The sequence below is a fragment of the Pseudomonas sp. BNK-44-b genome (assembly GCF_047456245.1).
In the GTDB taxonomy this organism is placed as follows: domain Bacteria; phylum Pseudomonadota; class Gammaproteobacteria; order Pseudomonadales; family Pseudomonadaceae; genus Aquipseudomonas; species Aquipseudomonas machongensis.
Window position 1 is genome coordinate 5,696,141 of the sequence record NZ_CP179908.1, and the last position, 18,183, is coordinate 5,714,323.

Below are 18,183 nucleotides of genomic sequence, written 5' to 3' on the forward strand. Positions count from 1 at the left end.
GATGCGGCGAAAGTGCCTTCGAGACCGAGTCTAGTCAACCCTGCCCAGGCCTGGGCGTGCGTGCCAGGCAATACACATCGACCCGGCGCGCCCCGGCCTTGCGCAGCAGGCTCGCCAGCGCTCGGGCAGTGGCACCGGTGGTCAGCACGTCGTCGACCAGGGCCACATGGCGCCCGTCGAGCGTGGCGTGCGGTGCGACGGTGAAGGCCTGGCGCAAGTTGCGCCAGCGCGCCTTGGCGTCGAGAGTCTGCTGCGCCGCGGTGTCCCGTGGGCGCAGCAGCACGCGCTCGTCGCAGGGGATGTGCAACTGGCTCGACAGCCAGCGTGCGAGCATGGCGGCCTGGTTGAAGCCGCGTTGGCGCAGTCGACGTGCAGCCAGTGGCACGGGCAACAGCTGGTCGGGTTTTGTCAGGCCTTCGTCATAGCGGTGCTGCAGGGCCTGTGCCAGCAGATCTGCCAGCAACCGCCCCAGCGGCCACTGGCTGCGGTGCTTGAAGCGGCTGATCGCAGCGTCCAGCGGATACCCGTAATGCCACGGCGCAATGACCCGTTCGAACGGCGGTGGCCTGCGGCTGCACTGGCCACAGGTCAACGCCCGCATCGCCAAGGGCAGCGCACAGCGCGTGCACTGTTCGTCGAGCCACGGCAACTCATGCTCGCAGGCCGGACACAAGGGATATGCCTGTTGCGCAGGCTCATCGCAAAGCAAACAGATCTGTTTAATATTTAGCCAGTTGTAAACCAGTGTTTTTATGTTTGGTTGACAGTGCATGGGCCTTCCCTGACTATGCGAGCTATCCGTGAAGCGCTGCGGGCTTTCCTGTCCCGGCGCCTGTCAGAGCCTAGATAAGGAAACGCCGATGAGCGCCAGCACAAATGCAACAACACGTCACGACTGGTCCCTGGCCGAGGTCAGGGCGCTGTTCGAGCAGCCGTTCAACGACCTTTTGTTCCAGGCGCAGACCGTTCATCGCGCGCACTTCGACCCGAACCGCGTGCAGGTCTCGACGCTGCTGTCGATCAAGACCGGTGCCTGCCCCGAAGATTGCAAATATTGTCCGCAGTCCGGCCACTACAACACCGGGCTGGAAAAACAGAAGTTGATGGAAGTGCAGAAGGTGCTGGAAGAGGCTGCCCGGGCCAAGGCCATCGGCTCGACTCGCTTCTGCATGGGCGCCGCCTGGAAGCACCCCTCCGCCAAGGATATGCCCTACGTGCTGGAGATGGTCAAAGGGGTCAAGGCCATGGGCCTGGAAACCTGCATGACCCTCGGCAAGCTCGATCAGGACCAGACCCAGGCACTCGCCCAGGCGGGTCTGGACTACTACAACCACAACCTCGATACCTCGCCGGACTTCTACACCAGCATCATCACCACCCGCACCTACAGCGAGCGCCTGCAGACCCTTGCCTACGTACGCGATGCCGGGATGAAGATCTGCTCCGGCGGCATTCTCGGCATGGGCGAGTCGCTGGACGACCGCGCAGGCCTGCTGATTCAGCTCGCCAACCTGCCCGAGCACCCGGAGTCGGTGCCGATCAACATGCTGGTGAAGGTTGCCGGTACGCCGCTGGCCAACGCAGAAGACGTCGATCCGTTCGATTTCATCCGCATGCTCGCGGTCGCGCGGATCCTCATGCCCAAGTCGCACGTGCGCCTGTCTGCTGGTCGAGAACAGATGAACGAGCAGATGCAGGCCCTGGCCTTCATGGCTGGCGCCAACTCGATCTTCTACGGCGAGAAACTGCTGACCACCGCCAACCCGCAGGCGGACAAGGACATGCAGCTGTTCGCGCGTCTGGGCATCAAGCCCGAAGAGCGTGAGGAGCACGCCGACGAAGTGCACCAGGCGGCCATCGAGCAGGCGCTGGTCGAGCAGCGCAGCAGCGAGATGTTCTACGACGCCGCTTCGGCCTGATCATGGCCTTCGATCTGGCGGCGCGCCTGGCCGAACGGCGCGCTGCGGACCTGTATCGGCGCCGACCCCTGTTGCAGAGCCCGCAAGGCCCGGAGGTGGTGGTCGACGGGCAGCGTCTGCTGGCGTTCTGCAGCAACGACTATCTCGGGTTGGCCAATCACCCGGAAGTGATCGCCGCTTGGCGTGCCGGTGCCGAGCGCTGGGGTGTCGGTGGCGGTGCCTCGCACCTGGTGGTCGGCCACAGTACTCCGCACCACGAGGTCGAAGAGGCCATCGCCGAGTTGACCGGACGCCCGCGTGCGCTGCTGTTCACCACCGGCTACATGGCCAACCTCGGCGCCATCACCGCGCTGGTGGGGCAGGGCGATACGGTGTTGCAGGATCGTCTCAACCATGCCTCGTTGCTCGACGGTGGGCTGCTCAGCGGCGCCCGCTTCAGCCGCTACCTGCACAACGATCCGGCGAGCCTGGCGAGTCGCCTGGATAAAGTGGTCGGTGACACGCTGGTGGTCACCGATGGCGTGTTCAGCATGGACGGTGATCTTGCCGACATGCCCGCCCTGGCGACGGTGGCGCGTCCACATGGCGCCTGGCTGATGGTCGACGATGCCCATGGTTTCGGCACGCTGGGCGCCAATGGTGGCGGTATCGTCGAGCACTTCGGGTTGGGCATCGATCAGGTGCCGGTGCTGATCGGCACGCTCGGCAAGGCCTGCGGTACTGCCGGCGCCTTCGTCGCGGGCAGTGATGACCTGATCGAGGCGCTGGTGCAGTTCGCCCGTCCTTATATCTACACCACCAGTCAGCCGCCGGCACTGGCCTGTGCAACGCTGAAAAGCCTGCGACTGCTGCGTGATGAACGCTGGCGGCGCGAGCATCTTGGCGCGTTGATCCGCCAGTTCCGCCAGGGCGCGCAACAGATCGGCCTGGCGTTGATGGACAGCCCGACCGCGATCCAGCCGATCCTGGTCGGCGATGCGGCGCGGGCATTGACGCTGTCGAAGATGCTGCGCGAGCGCGGTCTGCTGGTGACCGCGATCCGCCCGCCAACCGTACCTGTCGGCAGTGCGCGCCTGCGCGTAACCTTGAGCGCCGCGCACAGCGAGGCGCAGGTCCAGCTATTGTTGAATGCATTGGCCGAGTGTCATGCACAGCTGGAGTCCGCCGATGCGTAACCGACTGATCCTCTTGCCCGGCTGGGGGCTGGGCACCGCTTCACTGGAACCCCTGGCTGCCAGCCTGCGGGCGCAGGATCCACGCCTGCAGGTCGACCTGGCAGCGTTGCCGGAGCTGCCTGATGCTGACATCCAGGCCTGGGTCGATCACCTCGACCGCAAGCTGCCGACGGATGTCTGGCTGGGTGGCTGGTCGTTGGGCGGCATGCTTGCCAGCGCCTTGGCGCACAAGCGTGGCGACCATTGCTGTGGCCTGCTGACGCTGGCCAGCAATCCGAGTTTCGTGGCCCGCCACGACTGGCCCCACGGCATGGCCGAAGACACTTTCGGCACCTTCCTCGATGGTTGTCGCAGCCACACGCAGGTCACCCTCAAGCGATTTCGCACGCTGTGCAGCGAGGGGGCGCAGCAACCCCGCACCTTGCTGCGCCAGCTCGGCGTGGGTGTGCCGGACACCGATCCCTTGTACCTGGCCACCGGCCTGCAAGTGTTGGCCAAGCTGGATACCCGCCAGGCGCTCGAGCAGTACGGCGGCCCACAGTTGCACCTGTTCGCAGGTAGCGATGCACTGGTGCCGGCGGATGCGGCCAAGGCGCTCAGCGAGCTGCTGCCGGATGTTGAAGTCGGCCTGGTCGAAGACAGTTCCCACGCGTTCCTGCTGGAGTACCCACAGGAGCTTGCAGCGGGTATCAAGAGTTTCTTGCATGAGAGTGGTGATGACTGATCTTTCCCGCCCGATCCTGCCCGGCGCCCTGCCGGACAAGCGCCAGGTGGCGGCCTCGTTCTCTCGCGCGGCGGCCAGCTATGACAGCGTCGCAGCCCTGCAGCGCGCGGTGGGTGACGCTTTGCTCGCGCGCTTGCCGGCGTCGATGGCGCCGACCCGCTGGCTCGACCTGGGCAGCGGCACAGGCCATTTCAGTCGCGCCCTGGCTGCGCGCTTCGAGGCTGCCCATGGCGTGGCAGTGGATATCGCCGAAGGCATGTTGAGCCATGCCCGCGAGCACGGTGGGGCGCATCATCATGTGGCCGGTGATGCCGAGCGCCTGCCGCTGCGCGATGGTGCCTTCGACCTGGTGTTCTCCAGCCTGGCAGTGCAGTGGTGCGACCAGTTCTCCAGCGTGCTGGCCGAAGCCCGGCGCGTGTTGCGACCGGGCGGAGTGCTGGCGTTCAGCAGCCTGTGTGTCGGCACGCTGGAGGAGTTGCGTGCCAGCTGGCAGGCAGTGGATGGGCTGGTGCATGTCAATCGTTTCCGGCACTTCGAGGATTACCAGCGCCTCTGCGCCGACAGCGGCCTGACCCTGCTCGGGCTGGAGCGCCTGCCCCACGTACTGCACTACCCGGATGTGCGCAGCCTGACCCACGAACTCAAGGCGCTGGGTGCGCACAACCTGAATCCCGGACGCCCGTCGGGCCTGACCGGGCGTGCACGCATGCAGGGGCTGCTGCAGGCCTATGAGCAGTTCCGTGACGACCAAGGTCTGCCTGCCACCTATCAGGTGGTCTATGGGGTGTTGCGCAAAGGCGAAGAGGAGTGACATGAGCCAGGCCTATTTCATCGCCGGTACCGACACCGATGTCGGCAAGACCACCATCGCCACCGGGCTGTTGCGTGCAGCACATAACCTTGGGCGCAGCACGCTGGCTGCCAAGCCTGTGGCGTCCGGATGCACGGTCAGCCCCAAGGGGCTGCGCAACAGTGATGCGCTGGCGCTGATCGACGAAAGCTCGATCAAGCTGCCCTATGAGCAGGTCAATCCCTTCGCCTTCGAACCGGCCATCGCCCCGCATGTGGCCGCGCGCGAAGCCGGCGTGGCACTGAGCGTGCCGACACTGCGTGACGCCATGCAGCAAATACTGGCGCACGGCGCCGACTTCACCCTGATCGAGGGGGCGGGTGGCTGGCGGGTGCCGTTGTCCGATCATGCCAACCTGTCCGACCTGGCGGTTGCCTTGAAGCTTCCGGTGATCCTGGTGGTGGGGGTGCGCCTGGGTTGCATCAACCATGCGCTGCTCAGTGCCGAGGCCATCGCCCGCGATGGGCTGCAACTGGCGGGCTGGGTGGCCAATATCGTCGATCCACGCACTGCGCGGCTTGAAGAAAACCTGGCAAGCCTCGCCGAGCGCCTGCCGGCACCATGCCTGGGGCGGGTGCCGTGGCTGAAGTCTGCCGGAGCCGAGGCGGTTGCCGGTTATCTGGACCTGGACTTGCTTGACTGACCGCTTGGTGAACATCCGGTTACGAAAAATGCCCTGATTCTATTAGCTGGCACTGGGCTATTAAGGATTTAAACGGGTAATTTTCCTTGCGGGCTGTTTTAATTGAGCCCTCTTCCCTCACCCAGTCTTGTGGAGTCCTGATATGGAAATCACCGGCAGCTCTGCTTTCTACGCAGGCCTCGGCGCCATCCAGAACGGGCAGAACCGCGTCGACCAGGCCGCCAGCCAGATCGCCAGCAATGGCGTCGAGCGCGCAGGCGCCAGCCAGTCCACCAGCTATCAGGCCGAGCGCCTGCGGGGTGTAGACCGCAGCCAACAGCAAGACTTGGCCACCAGTACCGTGCAGCTCGCCCTGGGCAAGCACGAAGTCGAACTGGGCGTGAAAGTCGCCAAGGCCTCCGACGAAATGCTCGGTCGGTTCATCGATACCTACGCCTGACTGCATAACCGTCGGCCAAGTACCTGTGGGAGCGGGTTTACCCGCGAATCAACCAAGCCACGCAAGTGTGCCTGGTTTGTTCGCGGGTAAACCCGCTCCCACAGGCGCGTTGGGCCGATGAATCAAGCGCTGGCAGAAACGCCATCGTTCGCGACCGAATTGGCACTATCGTCCCTTCTTGACATTGCCCTGAGCTAAACGTAAGTTTCAAACAACTGTTTGACCGAAAGCCGCCAAGAGCTGGTCGGTACCCGCGGTCTCCCCAACGAACTCAGCCCAGAGGTTCATCGCCATGCCTGAATACAAAGCCCCCTTGCGTGATATTCGCTTCGTCCGTGACGAGCTGCTCGGCTATGAAGCGCACTATCAGAGCCTGCCGGGTTGCCAGGATGCTACACCGGACATGGTCGATGCGATCCTCGAGGAAGGTGCCAAGTTCTGTGAGCAGGTGCTGGCCCCGCTGAACCGTGTCGGCGACCTGGAAGGCTGCACCTGGAGCGAGTCGGGCGTGAAGACCCCGACCGGCTTCAAGGAAGCCTACAAGCAGTTCGTCGAAGGCGGCTGGCCGAGCCTGGCCCATGACGTAGAGCACGGCGGCCAAGGCCTGCCAGAGTCGCTGGGCCTGACCCTGAGCGAGATGGTCGGCGAGTCGAACTGGTCCTGGGGCATGTACCCAGGCCTGTCCCACGGCGCGATGAACACCATCTCCGAGCACGGGACCCCCGAGCAACAGGAAACCTACCTGACCAAGCTGGTGTCCGGCGAATGGACCGGCACCATGTGCCTGACCGAGCCGCACTGCGGCACCGACCTGGGCATGCTGCGCACCAAGGCCGAGCCGCAGGCCGACGGCAGCTACAAGGTATCCGGCACCAAGATCTTCATCTCGGCCGGTGAGCACGACATGGCCGATAACATCGTCCACATCGTGCTGGCGCGCCTGCCCGATGCCCCGGCCGGCACCAAGGGCATCTCGCTGTTCATCGTGCCCAAGTTCCTGCCGAACGCCGAAGGCGGTGTAGGCGAGCGCAACGGCGTGAGCTGCGGCTCCCTCGAGCACAAGATGGGCATCCACGGTAATGCCACCTGCGTGATGAACTTCGACGCGGCCACCGGCTACCTGATCGGCCCGGCCAACAAGGGCCTGAACTGCATGTTCACCTTCATGAACACCGCGCGCCTGGGGACAGCACTGCAAGGCCTGGCTCACGCCGAAGTGGCCTTCCAGGGTGGCCTGAAATATGCCCGCGATCGTCTGCAGATGCGCTCCCTGACCGGCCCGAAAGCACCGGACAAGGCCGCTGACCCGATCATCGTCCACCCGGACGTGCGCCGCATGCTGCTGACCATGAAAGCCTTTGCCGAAGGCAACCGCGCAATGGTCTACTTCACCGCCAAGCAGGTGGACATCGTCAAGTACAGCCAGGACGAGGAAGAGCGCAAGAAGGCCGATGCACTGCTGGCCTTCCTGACCCCGATCGCCAAGGCATTCATGACCGAAGTCGGTTTCGAGGCCGCCAACCATGGCGTGCAGATCTACGGTGGCCACGGTTTCATTGCCGAGTGGGGCATGGAGCAGAACGTGCGCGACAGCCGCATCTCGATGCTGTACGAAGGCACCACCGGCATCCAGGCCCTCGACCTGTTGGGCCGCAAGGTGCTGATGACCCAGGGCGAGGCGCTCAAGGGCTTCACCAAGATCGTCCACAAGTTCTGCCAAGGACAGGAAGGCAACGAAGCCACCAAGGAATTCGTCGAGCCGCTGGCTGCGCTGAACAAGGAGTGGGGCGAGCTGACCATGAAGATCGGCATGGCCGCCATGAAAGACCGTGAGGAAGTCGGTGCCGCGTCCGTGGACTACCTGATGTACTCCGGCTACGCGTGCCTGGCCTACTTCTGGGCCGACATCGCCCGCCTGGCTGCCGAGAAGCTGGCGGCCGGCACCGCTGAAGAGGCGTTCTACACTGCCAAGCTGCAGACCGCGCGCTTCTACTTCCAGCGCATCCTGCCGCGTACTCGCACGCACGTGGCGGCCATCCTGTCGGGTGCCAACAACCTGATGGCGATGAAAGAAGAAGACTTCGGTCTGTCGATCTGACGCCCGACGCTGTACGGAAAAACGCCTGCCATTATCGGCAGGCGTTTTTTTTTGCCTGCTCTCGTTGCATCCGGTAACGAGAAAACCTCAAGACTCGCCCCCCGCGTGCCGTTAAACCCTTCGTTGTATTCATCTATTCATGTGCGCTGCCGATGAAGTAAGGGCACAATGCTATTATTGATCTGCCGGGTCGGAGATTACCCTTGTTTCGTCTATCCGCTGTTCGCGCCAGCCACTTTCTGCCTTCGATCCTGCTGCTGGTGTCGGGGCTTGCGGCGGCGTATGTCAGGGACCTGAGCGTGTTCTTCACGTCCCTGTTCAACGTATTACCTACCCTGGTGCTGCTGCTCGGCGGTGCCTACTGTGCGGTGTACCGCCGCCAGCGTGAACTGTTCCTGATGGTCACGGTGTACATCGCCTACTTCCTGCTCGATACCCAGACGGATTACTACCGCGATCATGGCAAGGTTCGCGAAGACGCTGCGGTGGTGTTCCACCTCGTGTGCCTGCTGCTGCCAGCACTGTTCGGCCTGTTCGGCGCCTGGCAGGAACGCACCCACCTGGCCCAGGACATGCTTGCCCGCTTCGCCGTGCTGTTCGCGGTTGGCAGCGTGACCCTGGCACTGGAGCAGAGTTATCCACAGACGTTGCTGACGTGGCTGGCAGAGATCCGCTGGCCGTCGCTGCATGGGCAGTGGATGAGCCTGATCCAGTTGGCCTACCCGTTGTTCCTGGGCGTATTCATCCTCCTGGTGGTGCAGTACCTGCGCGAGCCCCGGCCGTTGCACGCCGCGCAGGTCACCGGCCTGGTGGGGATCTTCTGGATGCTGCCGCAGACGTTCATCCTGCCCTTCACCCTGAACATCATGTGCAGCCAGGTGATGCTGATGATCGCCGCAGCGGTTTCCCACGAGGCCTACCAGATGGCGTTTCGCGACGAACTGACCGGCCTTCCTGGCCGCCGCGCACTGAACGAACGCATGCAGCGCCTGGGCCGCAATTATGTAATCGCTATGACCGACGTGGATCACTTCAAGAAATTCAATGACACCCATGGCCACGATGTCGGCGACCAAGTGTTGCGCCTGGTCGCCAGCCGCCTGTCGAAGGTGACCGGGGGCGGGCGCGCCTATCGCTATGGCGGTGAGGAGTTCGCCCTGGTATTCGCCGGGCAGACCGCCGAAGAATGCCTGCCGCACCTGGAAGCGGTGCGCGAGATGATCGCCAACTACGCCATCCAGCTACGCGATCAGAACAGCCGCCCACAGGATGATTCCACCGGGCGCCAGCGCCGTGCAGGTTCGGCGGGCAACACGGTGTCGGTGACTATCAGCATCGGCGTCGCCGAGCGCCTACCGGAGCACCGAAACCCGGAAGAAGTGCTCAAATCCGCTGACCAGGCGCTCTACAGCGCCAAGGCTGCGGGTCGTAACTGCGTCATGCAGCAGGGGCAAACTGCACGGCGCGGGGCAGTTCGCATGGCGTGACTATAGTCGACTATATGGTCGCGTGATGACCCTATGTCTCGTAAAAGTTGTTCGGTTACACTGCTTCCAACCCAGTGTGCGGCCCATGGCGGCCGCCCCCGACTCTGCTAGCGAGAGGTTGTCATGGCCGACTATAAAGCGCCCCTGCGCGATATGCGCTTCGTACTCAATGAAGTCTTCAAGGTTGCCGATCTCTGGTCCCAGTTGCCGGGGCTGGCTGAGGTTGTCGACGCCGAAACTGCCCTGGCCGTGCTGGAAGAGGCAGGCAAGGTCACCAGCAAGAGCATTGCGCCCCTGAGCCGCGCCGCTGATGAAGAAGGCTGCCACTGGGACAATGGCGCGGTCCGCACCCCGGCCGGGTTCATCGAGGCTTACCAGACCTACGCCGAAGGCGGCTGGGTCGGTGTTGGCGGGGATCCGCTGTTTGGTGGAATGGGCATGCCCAAGGCCATCTCGGCCCAGGTCGAGGAAATGGTCAACGCCTCGAGCCTGTCGTTCGGGCTGTATCCGATGCTCACCGCAGGTGCCTGCCTGTCGATCAACGCCCACGCCAGCGAAGCGTTGAAGGAAAAGTATCTGCCGAACATGTACGCCGGCGTCTGGGCCGGCTCCATGTGCCTGACCGAACCCCATGCCGGCACCGACCTGGGCATCATCCGCACCAAGGCCGAGCCGCAGGCCGACGGCAGCTACAAGGTCAGCGGCACCAAGATCTTCATCACCGGTGGCGAGCACGACCTGACCGAAAACATCATCCACCTCGTGCTGGCCAAGCTGCCGGACGCGCCGGCTGGTCCGAAAGGCATCTCGCTGTTCCTGGTGCCCAAGTTCCTGGTCAACGACGATGGCAGCCTGGGTGCGCGCAACCCGGCCACCTGTGGCTCGATCGAACACAAGATGGGCATCCAGGCTTCGGCCACCTGCGTGATGAACTTCGACGAGGCAATCGGCTATATCGTCGGTGAGCCGAACAAAGGCCTGGCGGCGATGTTCACCATGATGAACTACGAGCGCCTGGGTGTCGGTATCCAGGGCTTGGCGTCGGCCGAGCGCTCCTACCAGAATGCCGTCGAATACGCCCGCGACCGCTTGCAGAGCCGCGCACCGACGGGCCCGCAAGCCAAGGACAAGGTCGCCGACCCGATCATCGTCCACCCCGATGTGCGCCGCATGCTGCTCACCATGAAAGCGTTGATCGAAGGCGGTCGGGCGTTTTCCACCTATGTCGCCATGCAACTGGACAGCGCCAAGTTCAGCGAAGACGCCGCTACCCGCAAACGCAGCGAGGAACTGGTGGCCTTGCTGACGCCGGTGGCCAAGGCCTTCCTCACCGACCTCGGCCTGGAGTGCACCGTACATGGCCAGCAAGTGTTCGGTGGACACGGCTACATTCGCGAATGGGGCCAGGAGCAGTTGGTGCGCGATGTGCGCATCACGCAGATCTACGAGGGCACCAACGGCATCCAGGCCCTGGACCTGATGGGGCGCAAGGTGGTGGCCAGCGGCGGCGCGTACTACCGTCTGTTCGCTGACGAGATCCGTCAGTTCCTCGGCGCTGCCGACGACGAGTTCACGCGGCCGCTGGGTGCTGCGCTGGATCAGCTCGACGGCTTGACCGAGTGGGTGCTGGAGCAGGCGAAAGGCAACCCCAACGAAATTGGTGCCGCCTCGGTCGAGTACCTGCATGCGTTCGGCTACGTGGCCTATGGCTACATGTGGGCATTGATGGCCCGTGCTGCGCAGGTAGGCGAGGGCGACGAGGCCTTCTATGGTGCGAAGCTAGGGACGGCGCGCTTCTACTTCGCCCGCCTGCTGCCAAGGCTGGATTCGTTGGTGGCTTCGGTGAAGGCGGGCAGCGAGTCGTTGTACCTGCTGGACGCCGCGCAATTCTGATCGAGGAGTCGGGGTTTTCGAGTGCAAACGGGACGTTCTGAAAACCTCGGCCTTGTAAGCTTTTTCCTACATTACGTGGTGACTTTTCTCCTCTTTCCTAAGATTGGATCCACGGTTAATCTTTCTTACATGGACGGAGCGCAGGAAGCGCAAAGGACAGAACAGGGACACGTAGGATTTCCCGCCAGGATGGTGGGACGATAAGGATGTCAGGGAAACAGTCTGGAGAACCCCGCCTCGGCGGGGTTTTCTTTGTCTGGCGTTTTTATGCGCCGCGCCCATCCAGTGTCTGCACGCCAGCCTGGCGGGCATCGCTCTCCTCCTCAAGCAGGGTGCGCAGCAACTCCACCGATGCCTGCTGGCGCTGGGCATCGCGAAACACCAGGCCCACCTTGAGCGGGACCCGCGGCTCGCTCAGGGGTTTCCACAGCAGTGCCTGATCGTCTTCGGCCGCTTCCTTGGCCCGCCCCGGAAGGATGGTCGCCAGGGCGGTATTGGCCAGGCTGTCGAGAATCCCCCCCATGTTGTTCATCTCTGCCTGCACCTGCGGCCTGCGCCCGAGGTTGGCCAGTTGTGCCTTCCAGATCTGTCGGATCTGAAACTCCTCCCCCAGCATCAGCAGCGGCAGTTCGGCGGCTTGTCTGATCGATACCTTCTTGAAGTCTTTCAGTGGATGCGTATTGGGGATGACAAGCTGCAGTTCATCTTCGTACAACAACAGCCCGTGCAGCCCAGGCTGACGTGGCGGCAGGTAGCTGATGCCGATATCCAGGCTGCCGTTGAGTAGCCGCCGCTCGATTTCCAGCCCCGACAGTTCGTAGATCTGTACGACCAGGTGTGGCTGGGCCTTGCGCAGTTTCTCCAGCAGCCGCGGCACCAGGCTCGGGCGTACGGTCTGCAGCACACCGATGGCCAAGGTGCGCAAGGACTGGCCCTTGAACCCCTGCATGGCTTCCTGGGCGCGCTGCAGCCCGTCGAGCAGGGGCAATGCATGGTTGTAGAGGGTGTGCGCGGCGAGTGTCGGCAGCAGGCGTTTGTTGCTGCGCTCGAACAGGTTCAGGTCAAGGCTGTGCTCAAGCTGGCGGATCTGTTGCGACAGTGCCGGTTGCGACAGTGACAGACGCTCAGCAGCCCGCCCCACATGGCCTTCTTCATAGACCGCGACGAAATAACGCAGTTGGCGAAAATCCATAAGAAATACTTATCGAAAAAGCTGAAAAAACGAAATGGCCGCGAAGCGCCGGTACGCCTAGTCTATCGCCGTATTCCGGAGGGCTGAAGCGATCCGCCCGGTTCATTGTTGCCCCGGATGAGAAACACTTTTGATAGGCAAGGCAAAATATCCGTCCTCAGGCGAAGACCGGGGCGCCTTGCCGTCCCCGTGATTGCCTTGGAGTCATCATGAACCTGTTCAAGCTGCGTCGTTCGGCTGCGGCCGTTGCCGGGCCCGTGCAGAGCCCGACGCATGAGGCGCGGCCCTCGCCGTTGTCCCGCGAGTGGCTGATGCCTGGCCGCGAGCGCGCACCTCAGGTGTTCGTGCGGGGTCAGGGTTCTTGGTTGTGGGACGACCAGGGGCATGCGTACCTGGACTTCACCCAGGGCTGCGCGGTCAACAGCCTCGGGCACAGCCCTGAAGTGCTGGCCAGAGCCCTCGGCAGCCAGGCCCAGGCCCTGATCAATCCGGGCGCGGGCTTTCACAGCTCGGCGCTGCTGGCGTTGGCCGGGCGCTTGTGCCAAAGCACCGGCAGCGACCAGGCGTACCTGCTCAACAGTGGCGCCGAGGCTTGCGAGGGCGCAATCAAGCTTGCGCGCAAATGGGGCCAGCTGCATCGCGGCGGCGCCTATCACATCATCACGGCCAGCCAGGCCTGCCATGGCCGCAGCCTTGGCGCGCTGTCGGCGTCCGACCCGCTGCCGTGCAACCGCTGCGAACCGGGATTGCCAGGCTTCAGCAAGGTGCCGTTCAACGACCTGGCTGCGCTGCATGCCGAGGTCGACTCGCGCACCGTGGCGATCATGCTCGAGCCGATCCAGGGCGAAGCCGGCGTGATTCCGGCAACACGTGAATACCTGCAGGGGGTCGAAAAGCTCTGCCGCGAGCTGGGCATCCTGTTGATTCTCGACGAAGTGCAGACCGGTATCGGCCGTTGTGGCGCGCTGCTGGCCGAACAGACCTACGGCGTGCGTGCCGACATCCTCACCTTGGGCAAGGGCCTGGGTGGCGGAGTGCCGCTGGCGGCCCTGCTGGCCCGCGGTACGGCCTGCTGCGCCGCGCCGGGCGAGCTCGAGGGCAGCCACCACGGCAACGCCCTGATGAGCGCGGCGGGCCTGGCGGTGCTGGACACCGTGCTGGCCCCGGGTTTTCTCGAGAAGGTGCAGGACAGCGGCCGGCACCTGCGCGAGGGTCTTAGCCGTCTGGCGGGGCGCTACGGGCAGGGCGAGGTGCGGGGCCAGGGGTTGTTATGGGCGTTGCAGTTGCGTGAAGCGCTGGCCCAGGAACTGGTCGAGGCAGCACTGCACGAAGGCCTGCTGCTCAATGCTCCGCAAGCGGATGTGGTGCGCTTCTCGCCGGCGCTGACCGTTAGCCGGGGCAATATCGACGAAATGCTGCAGCGGTTATCCCGGGCCTTCGCCCGCTTGCATTCCCACCCACAGGTTCGCCGCGAAGCGACGGCCTGACCACCGAATTCAACGAACCGTCTCGCGTTCCTGCGCATCGCCCTTGGCCAGCTGTATTTGGCCCGGGGCGTTTTTTTTCAGACGTGATATCAGTGTGGAACCTCCAGCGAAGCGCACTAGTCTGTGTTGAGAACCATCCCAGGAGAGCTTCACATGGACTTCATTCGTATCATCATCGCTATTCTTCTGCCGCCTTTGGGCGTGTTCCTGCAAGTTGGCTTCGGCGGCGCGTTCTGGCTCAACATCCTGCTGACCCTGCTGGGCTACATTCCAGGGATCGTGCATGCGGTGTACATCATCGCCAAGCGCTAACGCATGACGGGGCCGGGCGCGGCCCCCTCAACCCGCCAGTGCCCGGCAATAAAAGCGCCATTCCTCCTCCAGCGCATGGGCAAGGTTCTGTGCCTTGCGAAAACCATGACGCTCCTCAGGGTAGAAGTGCCCAACCGCTTCGATGCCATTGGCTTTCAGCGCTTCAAGCATGCTGCGGGTCTGTTCCGGCACTACCACTGCATCCAGCTCACCCTGGAAGAAGATCACCGGCGCCTTGATCCGCTCAGCGTGCAGTAGCGGCGTGCGTTGCCGGTAGCGCTCGGCATCTTGCTGCGGGTCGCCGATCAGCCAGTCCAGGTAATCGCCTTCGAACTTGTGAGTCGCCTTGCCCAACGCGATGGGATCACTGACGCCATAGAGGCTGGCGCCCGCGCGGAATACGTCGTGGAAGGCCAGGGCGCACAGGGTGGTGTAGCCGCCGGCACTGCCGCCGCGAATGAACGCCTTGTCCGGGTCTATCAAGCCTTGCCCGGCGAGGAAGGCAACGGCGGCGCAGGCGTCCTGCACGTCGATTTCGCCCCAGCGCAGGTGCAATGCCTGGCGATAGGCGCGGCCATAGCCGCTGCTGCCGCGATAGTTGAGGTCGGCGACGGCGAAACCACGCTGGGTCCAGTACTGGATGCGTGCGTCGAGTACCGGGTAGCAGGCCGAGGTCGGGCCTCCGTGGATGAACACCACCAGCGGGGGTGTGTGCTGGCTGTCCATGGCTGGGTAGAAGAATCCATGGGCCAGGGCGTCGCCACTCGGGTAGCGGATGGGCTGTGGATAACTGATGCGCTCGGCTGGCAGTACCTCGCCGCCACCTGCCAGGACCCGGCTGCGCTGGCCGTCGCGTGCGATGGCGAGGATTGCCGGTGGGCGCGTGGGTGAGGCGGCGATGGCATAGAGGTGCTGTGCGTCCATCGCCAGGCTGCGAAACCGCGTGTACTCCTCGGCGAACACTTGCAGGTCTTGGTCTTCGCTGCGAACCGCCAGCTTGCCGAAGCCGTTGTCGAACCAGGTCGCGAGATAGCCTTGCGGGCCCAGGGGCAGCCAGGTGCAGGCGCCCAGTTGCCATGGCGCAGCAGCGTGGTCGGCAGCTTCGGCAGGGATAGCCTGCCAGCCCCCGTCGAACTCGCCCCAGGGCTGCCAGAAACCGTTGCGGTCGGACAGGCAATACAGCCTGCCGTCAGTGTCGAAGCGAGGCTGTTGCAGGGACTCGTCCTGGCCGGCCACGCAGTGCGTCGGCCCCCAGTGTCCGTCGGCTTGCCGCGCGCGACTCATCAGGCGGGTGAGGGTCCAAGGCTGCGCCGGGCGATCCCATTCGATCCACGCCAGGCGCTGACCGTCGTGGCTCAGAACAGGGGAGGCGTAGAAGTCGGCACCTTCGGCCAGTACCTGGCGCATGCCTGCGGCCAGCGTCACCAAGCGGTGCTCGACGCTTTCGCCATGCCGCTCCTCGACCGCCAGCACCTGGCCGTCATGCCATTGCAGGTCGCCATAGCGGCATTCTGAGGCTGCTGTCAGTGCTTGGGGGGGCGAGCCGTCCAGCGCCTGGCTGTAGACCTGCTGGTCCTTCTCGTTGACGAAGACCACCGCCTGCGGGGCCAGGCAGAAACTGCCGCCGCCGTATTCATACACTCGGCTGCGCGCGCTGAAACCGTCCGGTGTCAGGCAGTGGGCCTGCTGCTGGCGCCAGTGCCAGATGCGGCAGGCGCCATCGGCGGGGCGGAATTCGTTCCAGAACAGCCCCTGCTCGCCGACCTTGAGTTCGGCGAAGTCGGTGCCGGCGGCCACCGCCTGGGTGGCGCTGAACTCAGCCGCGGGCGATGACACGGGAGTTGCGCTCATTGCGAAAGGTCATCTGTTCGATGTTCATCTGAGCGGTCTGCGCCTCCTCGCGGGCCTTGAGAATGATGCCGTGATCCGGCGACTTGGCGCACACCGGGTCGGCCTTGCTGGCATCGCCAGTGAGCATGAAGGCCTGGCAGCGGCAACCGCCAAAGTCCTTTTCCTTTTCGTCGCACGAACGGCAGGGTTCGGGCATCCAGTCGTAACCGCGAAAGCGGTTGAAGCCGAACGAGTCGTACCAGATATGCCGCAGGTCGTGGTCGCGCACGTTGGGAAACTGCACCGGCAACTGACGCGCGCCATGACAGGGCAGGGCGGTGCCGTCGGGGGTGATGGTCAGGAACAGGCTGCCCCAGCCGTTCATGCAGGCCTTGGGGCGTTCTTCATAGTAGTCGGGGGTGACGAAGATCAGTTTGCACGGATTGCCGTCGGCTTTCAGCCGATCACGGTACTGGTTGGTGATGCGCTCGGCGCGTTCGAGCTGCTCTTTGGTCGGCAGCAAGCCCAGGCGATTGAGGTGCGCCCAGCCGTAGAACTGGCAGGTGGCAAGTTCGACGAAGTCGGCTTCGAGGGCGATGCACAGTTCGATGATGCGGTCGATCCGGTCGATGTTGTGCCGGTGGGTGACGAAGTTCAGCACCATCGGATAACCGTGGGCCTTCACCGCGCGCGCCATTTCCAGCTTCTGCGCAAAGGCCTTCTTCGAGCCGGCCAGCAGGTTGTTCACCTGTTCGTCGCTGGCCTGGAAGCTGATCTGGATATGGTCCAGACCGGCCTGCTTGAACGCGGCGATCTTCTGCTCGGTGAGGCCGATCCCGGAGGTGATCAGGTTGGTGTAGTAGCCCAGGCGCCGGGCCTCACCGATCAGCTCGGCGAGGTCCTGGCGCACCAGCGGCTCGCCGCCGGAAAAACCGATCTGCGCCGCGCCCATTTCACGGGCCTGAGCCATCACCTCGAACCACTGTTCGGTGCTCAGCTCCTTGCCCTGGGCGGCGAAGTCCAACGGGTTGGAGCAGTAAGGGCACTGCAGCGGGCAGCGGTAGGTCAGCTCGGCCAGCAGCCACAACGGCAGGCCGACCGGCACCTCAGGCGAGGGTGATCCAGTGTTCGGCACGGGCCACCTCCATGAACTGCTCGATGTCCTCGGCCACTTCCGGGATACCGGGGAATTGCTGTTCGAGCTCAGCGATGATCGCCGCGACATCGCGTTGGCCATCGACCAGCCCACCGATCAGACCGGCACTGTCGTTGAGCTTGATCATGCCTTCGGGGTACAGCAGCACGTGGCCCTTTTGCGCGGGTTCGTACTGGAAGCGGTAGCCGGTGCGCCAGTTCGGCACCAGTGTGCGGTCGAGACTCATAGTGCGATCCCCTTGTGCCAGACCCGTTCGCTTGTGACGCTGTGATAGGGCGGGCGGTTCAGTTCATAGGCCATGCTCATGGCATCGAGCATGCTCCAGAGGATATCCAGCTTGAACTGCAGGATTTCCAGCATACGCTCCTGCCCTTCGCGCGTGGTGTAGTGCTGCAGGGTAATCGCCAGGCCATGCTCTACATCGCGTCGGGCCTGGCCCAGGCGGGTGCGGAAGTACTCGTAGCCGGCCGGATCGATCCAGGGATAGTGCTGCGGCCAGCTGTCCAGGCGCGACTGGTGGATCTGCGGGGCGAACAGCTCGGTCAGCGAGCTGCTGGCCGCTTCTTGCCAGGATACACGGCGGGCGAAGTTGACATAGGCGTCGACGGCGAAGCGCACGCCGGGCAGCACCAGTTCCTGCGAACGCAGTTGCTCCGGGTCCAGGCCCACCGCCTGGCCGAGGCGCAGCCAGGCTTCGATGCCGCCGTCCTCGCCGGGGGCGCCGTCGTGGTCGAGCAGGCGCTGGATCCACTCGCGGCGTACTTCGCGGTCCGGGCAATTGGCCAGGATCGCGGCATCCTTCATGGGGATGTTCACCTGGTAGTAGAAGCGGTTGGCCACCCAGCCCTGGATCTGCTCGCGCGTGGCGCGGCCCTGGTACATCGCCACGTGGTAGGGGTGATGGATGTGGTAGTAGGCGCCCTTGGCGCGCAGGGCCTGCTCGAACTCGGCAGGGGACATCGGCAGTGCGTCGCTCAT

The 18,183-nt window shown here is 64.0% G+C and carries 17 protein-coding genes; 11 read left to right on the top strand and 6 right to left on the bottom strand.

Going from position 1 to position 18,183, the window contains the following annotated elements; genetic code table 11:
- Window positions 1-34: 34 nt before the first annotated feature.
- Complete coding sequence (locus ACMGGG_RS25815) at window positions 35-772, bottom strand: ComF family protein (protein WP_063542338.1); 738 nt, start codon at window positions 770-772, stop codon at window positions 35-37.
- 88 nt (window positions 773-860) lie between these two features.
- Between ACMGGG_RS25815 and bioB the strand changes: the two genes are divergently transcribed.
- The 9 genes from bioB (at window position 861) to ACMGGG_RS25860 (ending at window position 11,228) form a co-directional block, all read left to right on the top strand.
- Window positions 861-1,919: a biotin synthase BioB gene (gene bioB, locus ACMGGG_RS25820; RefSeq protein ID WP_054892185.1), complete on the top strand. Its 1,059-nt coding sequence runs from the start codon at window positions 861-863 to the stop codon at window positions 1,917-1,919.
- Between the two features lie 2 nt (window positions 1,920-1,921).
- Window positions 1,922-3,094: an 8-amino-7-oxononanoate synthase gene (gene bioF / locus ACMGGG_RS25825; protein WP_414154658.1), complete on the top strand. Its 1,173-nt coding sequence runs from the start codon at window positions 1,922-1,924 to the stop codon at window positions 3,092-3,094.
- Window positions 3,087-3,818: an alpha/beta fold hydrolase gene (locus ACMGGG_RS25830; protein ID WP_054892187.1), complete on the top strand. Its 732-nt coding sequence runs from the start codon at window positions 3,087-3,089 to the stop codon at window positions 3,816-3,818. Before bioF ends, ACMGGG_RS25830 begins: the two co-directional genes overlap by 8 nt.
- Window positions 3,811-4,629: a malonyl-ACP O-methyltransferase BioC gene (gene bioC, locus ACMGGG_RS25835; protein ID WP_414154659.1), complete on the top strand. Its 819-nt coding sequence runs from the start codon at window positions 3,811-3,813 to the stop codon at window positions 4,627-4,629. Before ACMGGG_RS25830 ends, bioC begins: the two co-directional genes overlap by 8 nt.
- A 1-nt stretch (window position 4,630) precedes the next feature.
- Window positions 4,631-5,311 carry a dethiobiotin synthase gene (bioD, locus tag ACMGGG_RS25840; RefSeq protein ID WP_054892189.1) on the top strand — a complete coding sequence of 227 codons (681 nt, stop codon included), beginning with the start codon at window positions 4,631-4,633 and terminating at the stop codon, window positions 5,309-5,311.
- 142 nt (window positions 5,312-5,453) lie between these two features.
- A complete protein-coding gene (locus ACMGGG_RS25845) occupies window positions 5,454-5,750 on the top strand; it encodes a hypothetical protein (RefSeq protein WP_063542348.1) in 297 nt (98 codons plus the stop codon).
- A gap of 292 nt (window positions 5,751-6,042) precedes the next feature.
- Window positions 6,043-7,848 carry a phenylacyl-CoA dehydrogenase gene (locus ACMGGG_RS25850; protein WP_054892191.1) on the top strand — a complete coding sequence of 602 codons (1,806 nt, stop codon included), beginning with the start codon at window positions 6,043-6,045 and terminating at the stop codon, window positions 7,846-7,848.
- Window positions 7,849-8,051: 203 nt separating this feature from the next.
- Window positions 8,052-9,335, top strand: coding sequence for a sensor domain-containing diguanylate cyclase (locus ACMGGG_RS25855; protein WP_054892192.1), 1,284 nt, complete (start codon window positions 8,052-8,054; stop codon window positions 9,333-9,335).
- Window positions 9,336-9,458: 123 nt separating this feature from the next.
- Window positions 9,459-11,228 (top strand): acyl-CoA dehydrogenase C-terminal domain-containing protein, encoded by a 1,770-nt coding sequence (locus tag ACMGGG_RS25860; RefSeq protein ID WP_063542352.1) that lies wholly within the window; start codon window positions 9,459-9,461, stop codon window positions 11,226-11,228.
- 265 nt (window positions 11,229-11,493) lie between these two features.
- Here ACMGGG_RS25860 and ACMGGG_RS25865 read toward each other — a convergent pair whose 3' ends face one another.
- Window positions 11,494-12,420: a LysR family transcriptional regulator gene (locus ACMGGG_RS25865; RefSeq protein ID WP_054892194.1), complete on the bottom strand. Its 927-nt coding sequence runs from the start codon at window positions 12,418-12,420 to the stop codon at window positions 11,494-11,496.
- Window positions 12,421-12,629: 209 nt separating this feature from the next.
- On the opposite strand from ACMGGG_RS25865, the gene ACMGGG_RS25870 reads away from it, so the two are divergent.
- Together ACMGGG_RS25870 and ACMGGG_RS25875 are read left to right on the top strand one after the other, a co-directional pair.
- Window positions 12,630-13,907: an aminotransferase class III-fold pyridoxal phosphate-dependent enzyme gene (locus ACMGGG_RS25870; protein WP_414154660.1), complete on the top strand. Its 1,278-nt coding sequence runs from the start codon at window positions 12,630-12,632 to the stop codon at window positions 13,905-13,907.
- A gap of 153 nt (window positions 13,908-14,060) precedes the next feature.
- Entirely contained in the window at window positions 14,061-14,219 is a 159-nt protein-coding gene (locus tag ACMGGG_RS25875; protein WP_003177654.1) for a YqaE/Pmp3 family membrane protein, read from the top strand.
- A gap of 27 nt (window positions 14,220-14,246) precedes the next feature.
- Here ACMGGG_RS25875 and ACMGGG_RS25880 read toward each other — a convergent pair whose 3' ends face one another.
- The 4 genes from ACMGGG_RS25880 to pqqC are packed head-to-tail and all read right to left on the bottom strand — an operon-like array spanning window position 14,247 to window position 18,183.
- On the bottom strand, window positions 14,247-16,070 hold the full coding sequence (locus ACMGGG_RS25880) for a prolyl oligopeptidase family serine peptidase (RefSeq protein ID WP_414154661.1): 1,824 nt from the start codon (window positions 16,068-16,070) through the stop codon (window positions 14,247-14,249).
- Window positions 16,036-17,184, bottom strand: coding sequence for a pyrroloquinoline quinone biosynthesis protein PqqE (gene pqqE / locus ACMGGG_RS25885; protein ID WP_151925266.1), 1,149 nt, complete (start codon window positions 17,182-17,184; stop codon window positions 16,036-16,038). Before pqqE ends, ACMGGG_RS25880 begins: the two co-directional genes overlap by 35 nt.
- A complete protein-coding gene (gene pqqD, locus ACMGGG_RS25890; RefSeq protein ID WP_054892198.1) occupies window positions 17,156-17,431 on the bottom strand; it encodes a pyrroloquinoline quinone biosynthesis peptide chaperone PqqD in 276 nt (91 codons plus the stop codon). The genes pqqE and pqqD overlap by 29 nt, the downstream gene beginning before the upstream one ends.
- Window positions 17,428-18,183, bottom strand: a complete 756-nt coding sequence (gene pqqC, locus ACMGGG_RS25895) for a pyrroloquinoline-quinone synthase PqqC (RefSeq protein ID WP_414154662.1) — start codon at window positions 18,181-18,183, stop codon at window positions 17,428-17,430. Before pqqC ends, pqqD begins: the two co-directional genes overlap by 4 nt.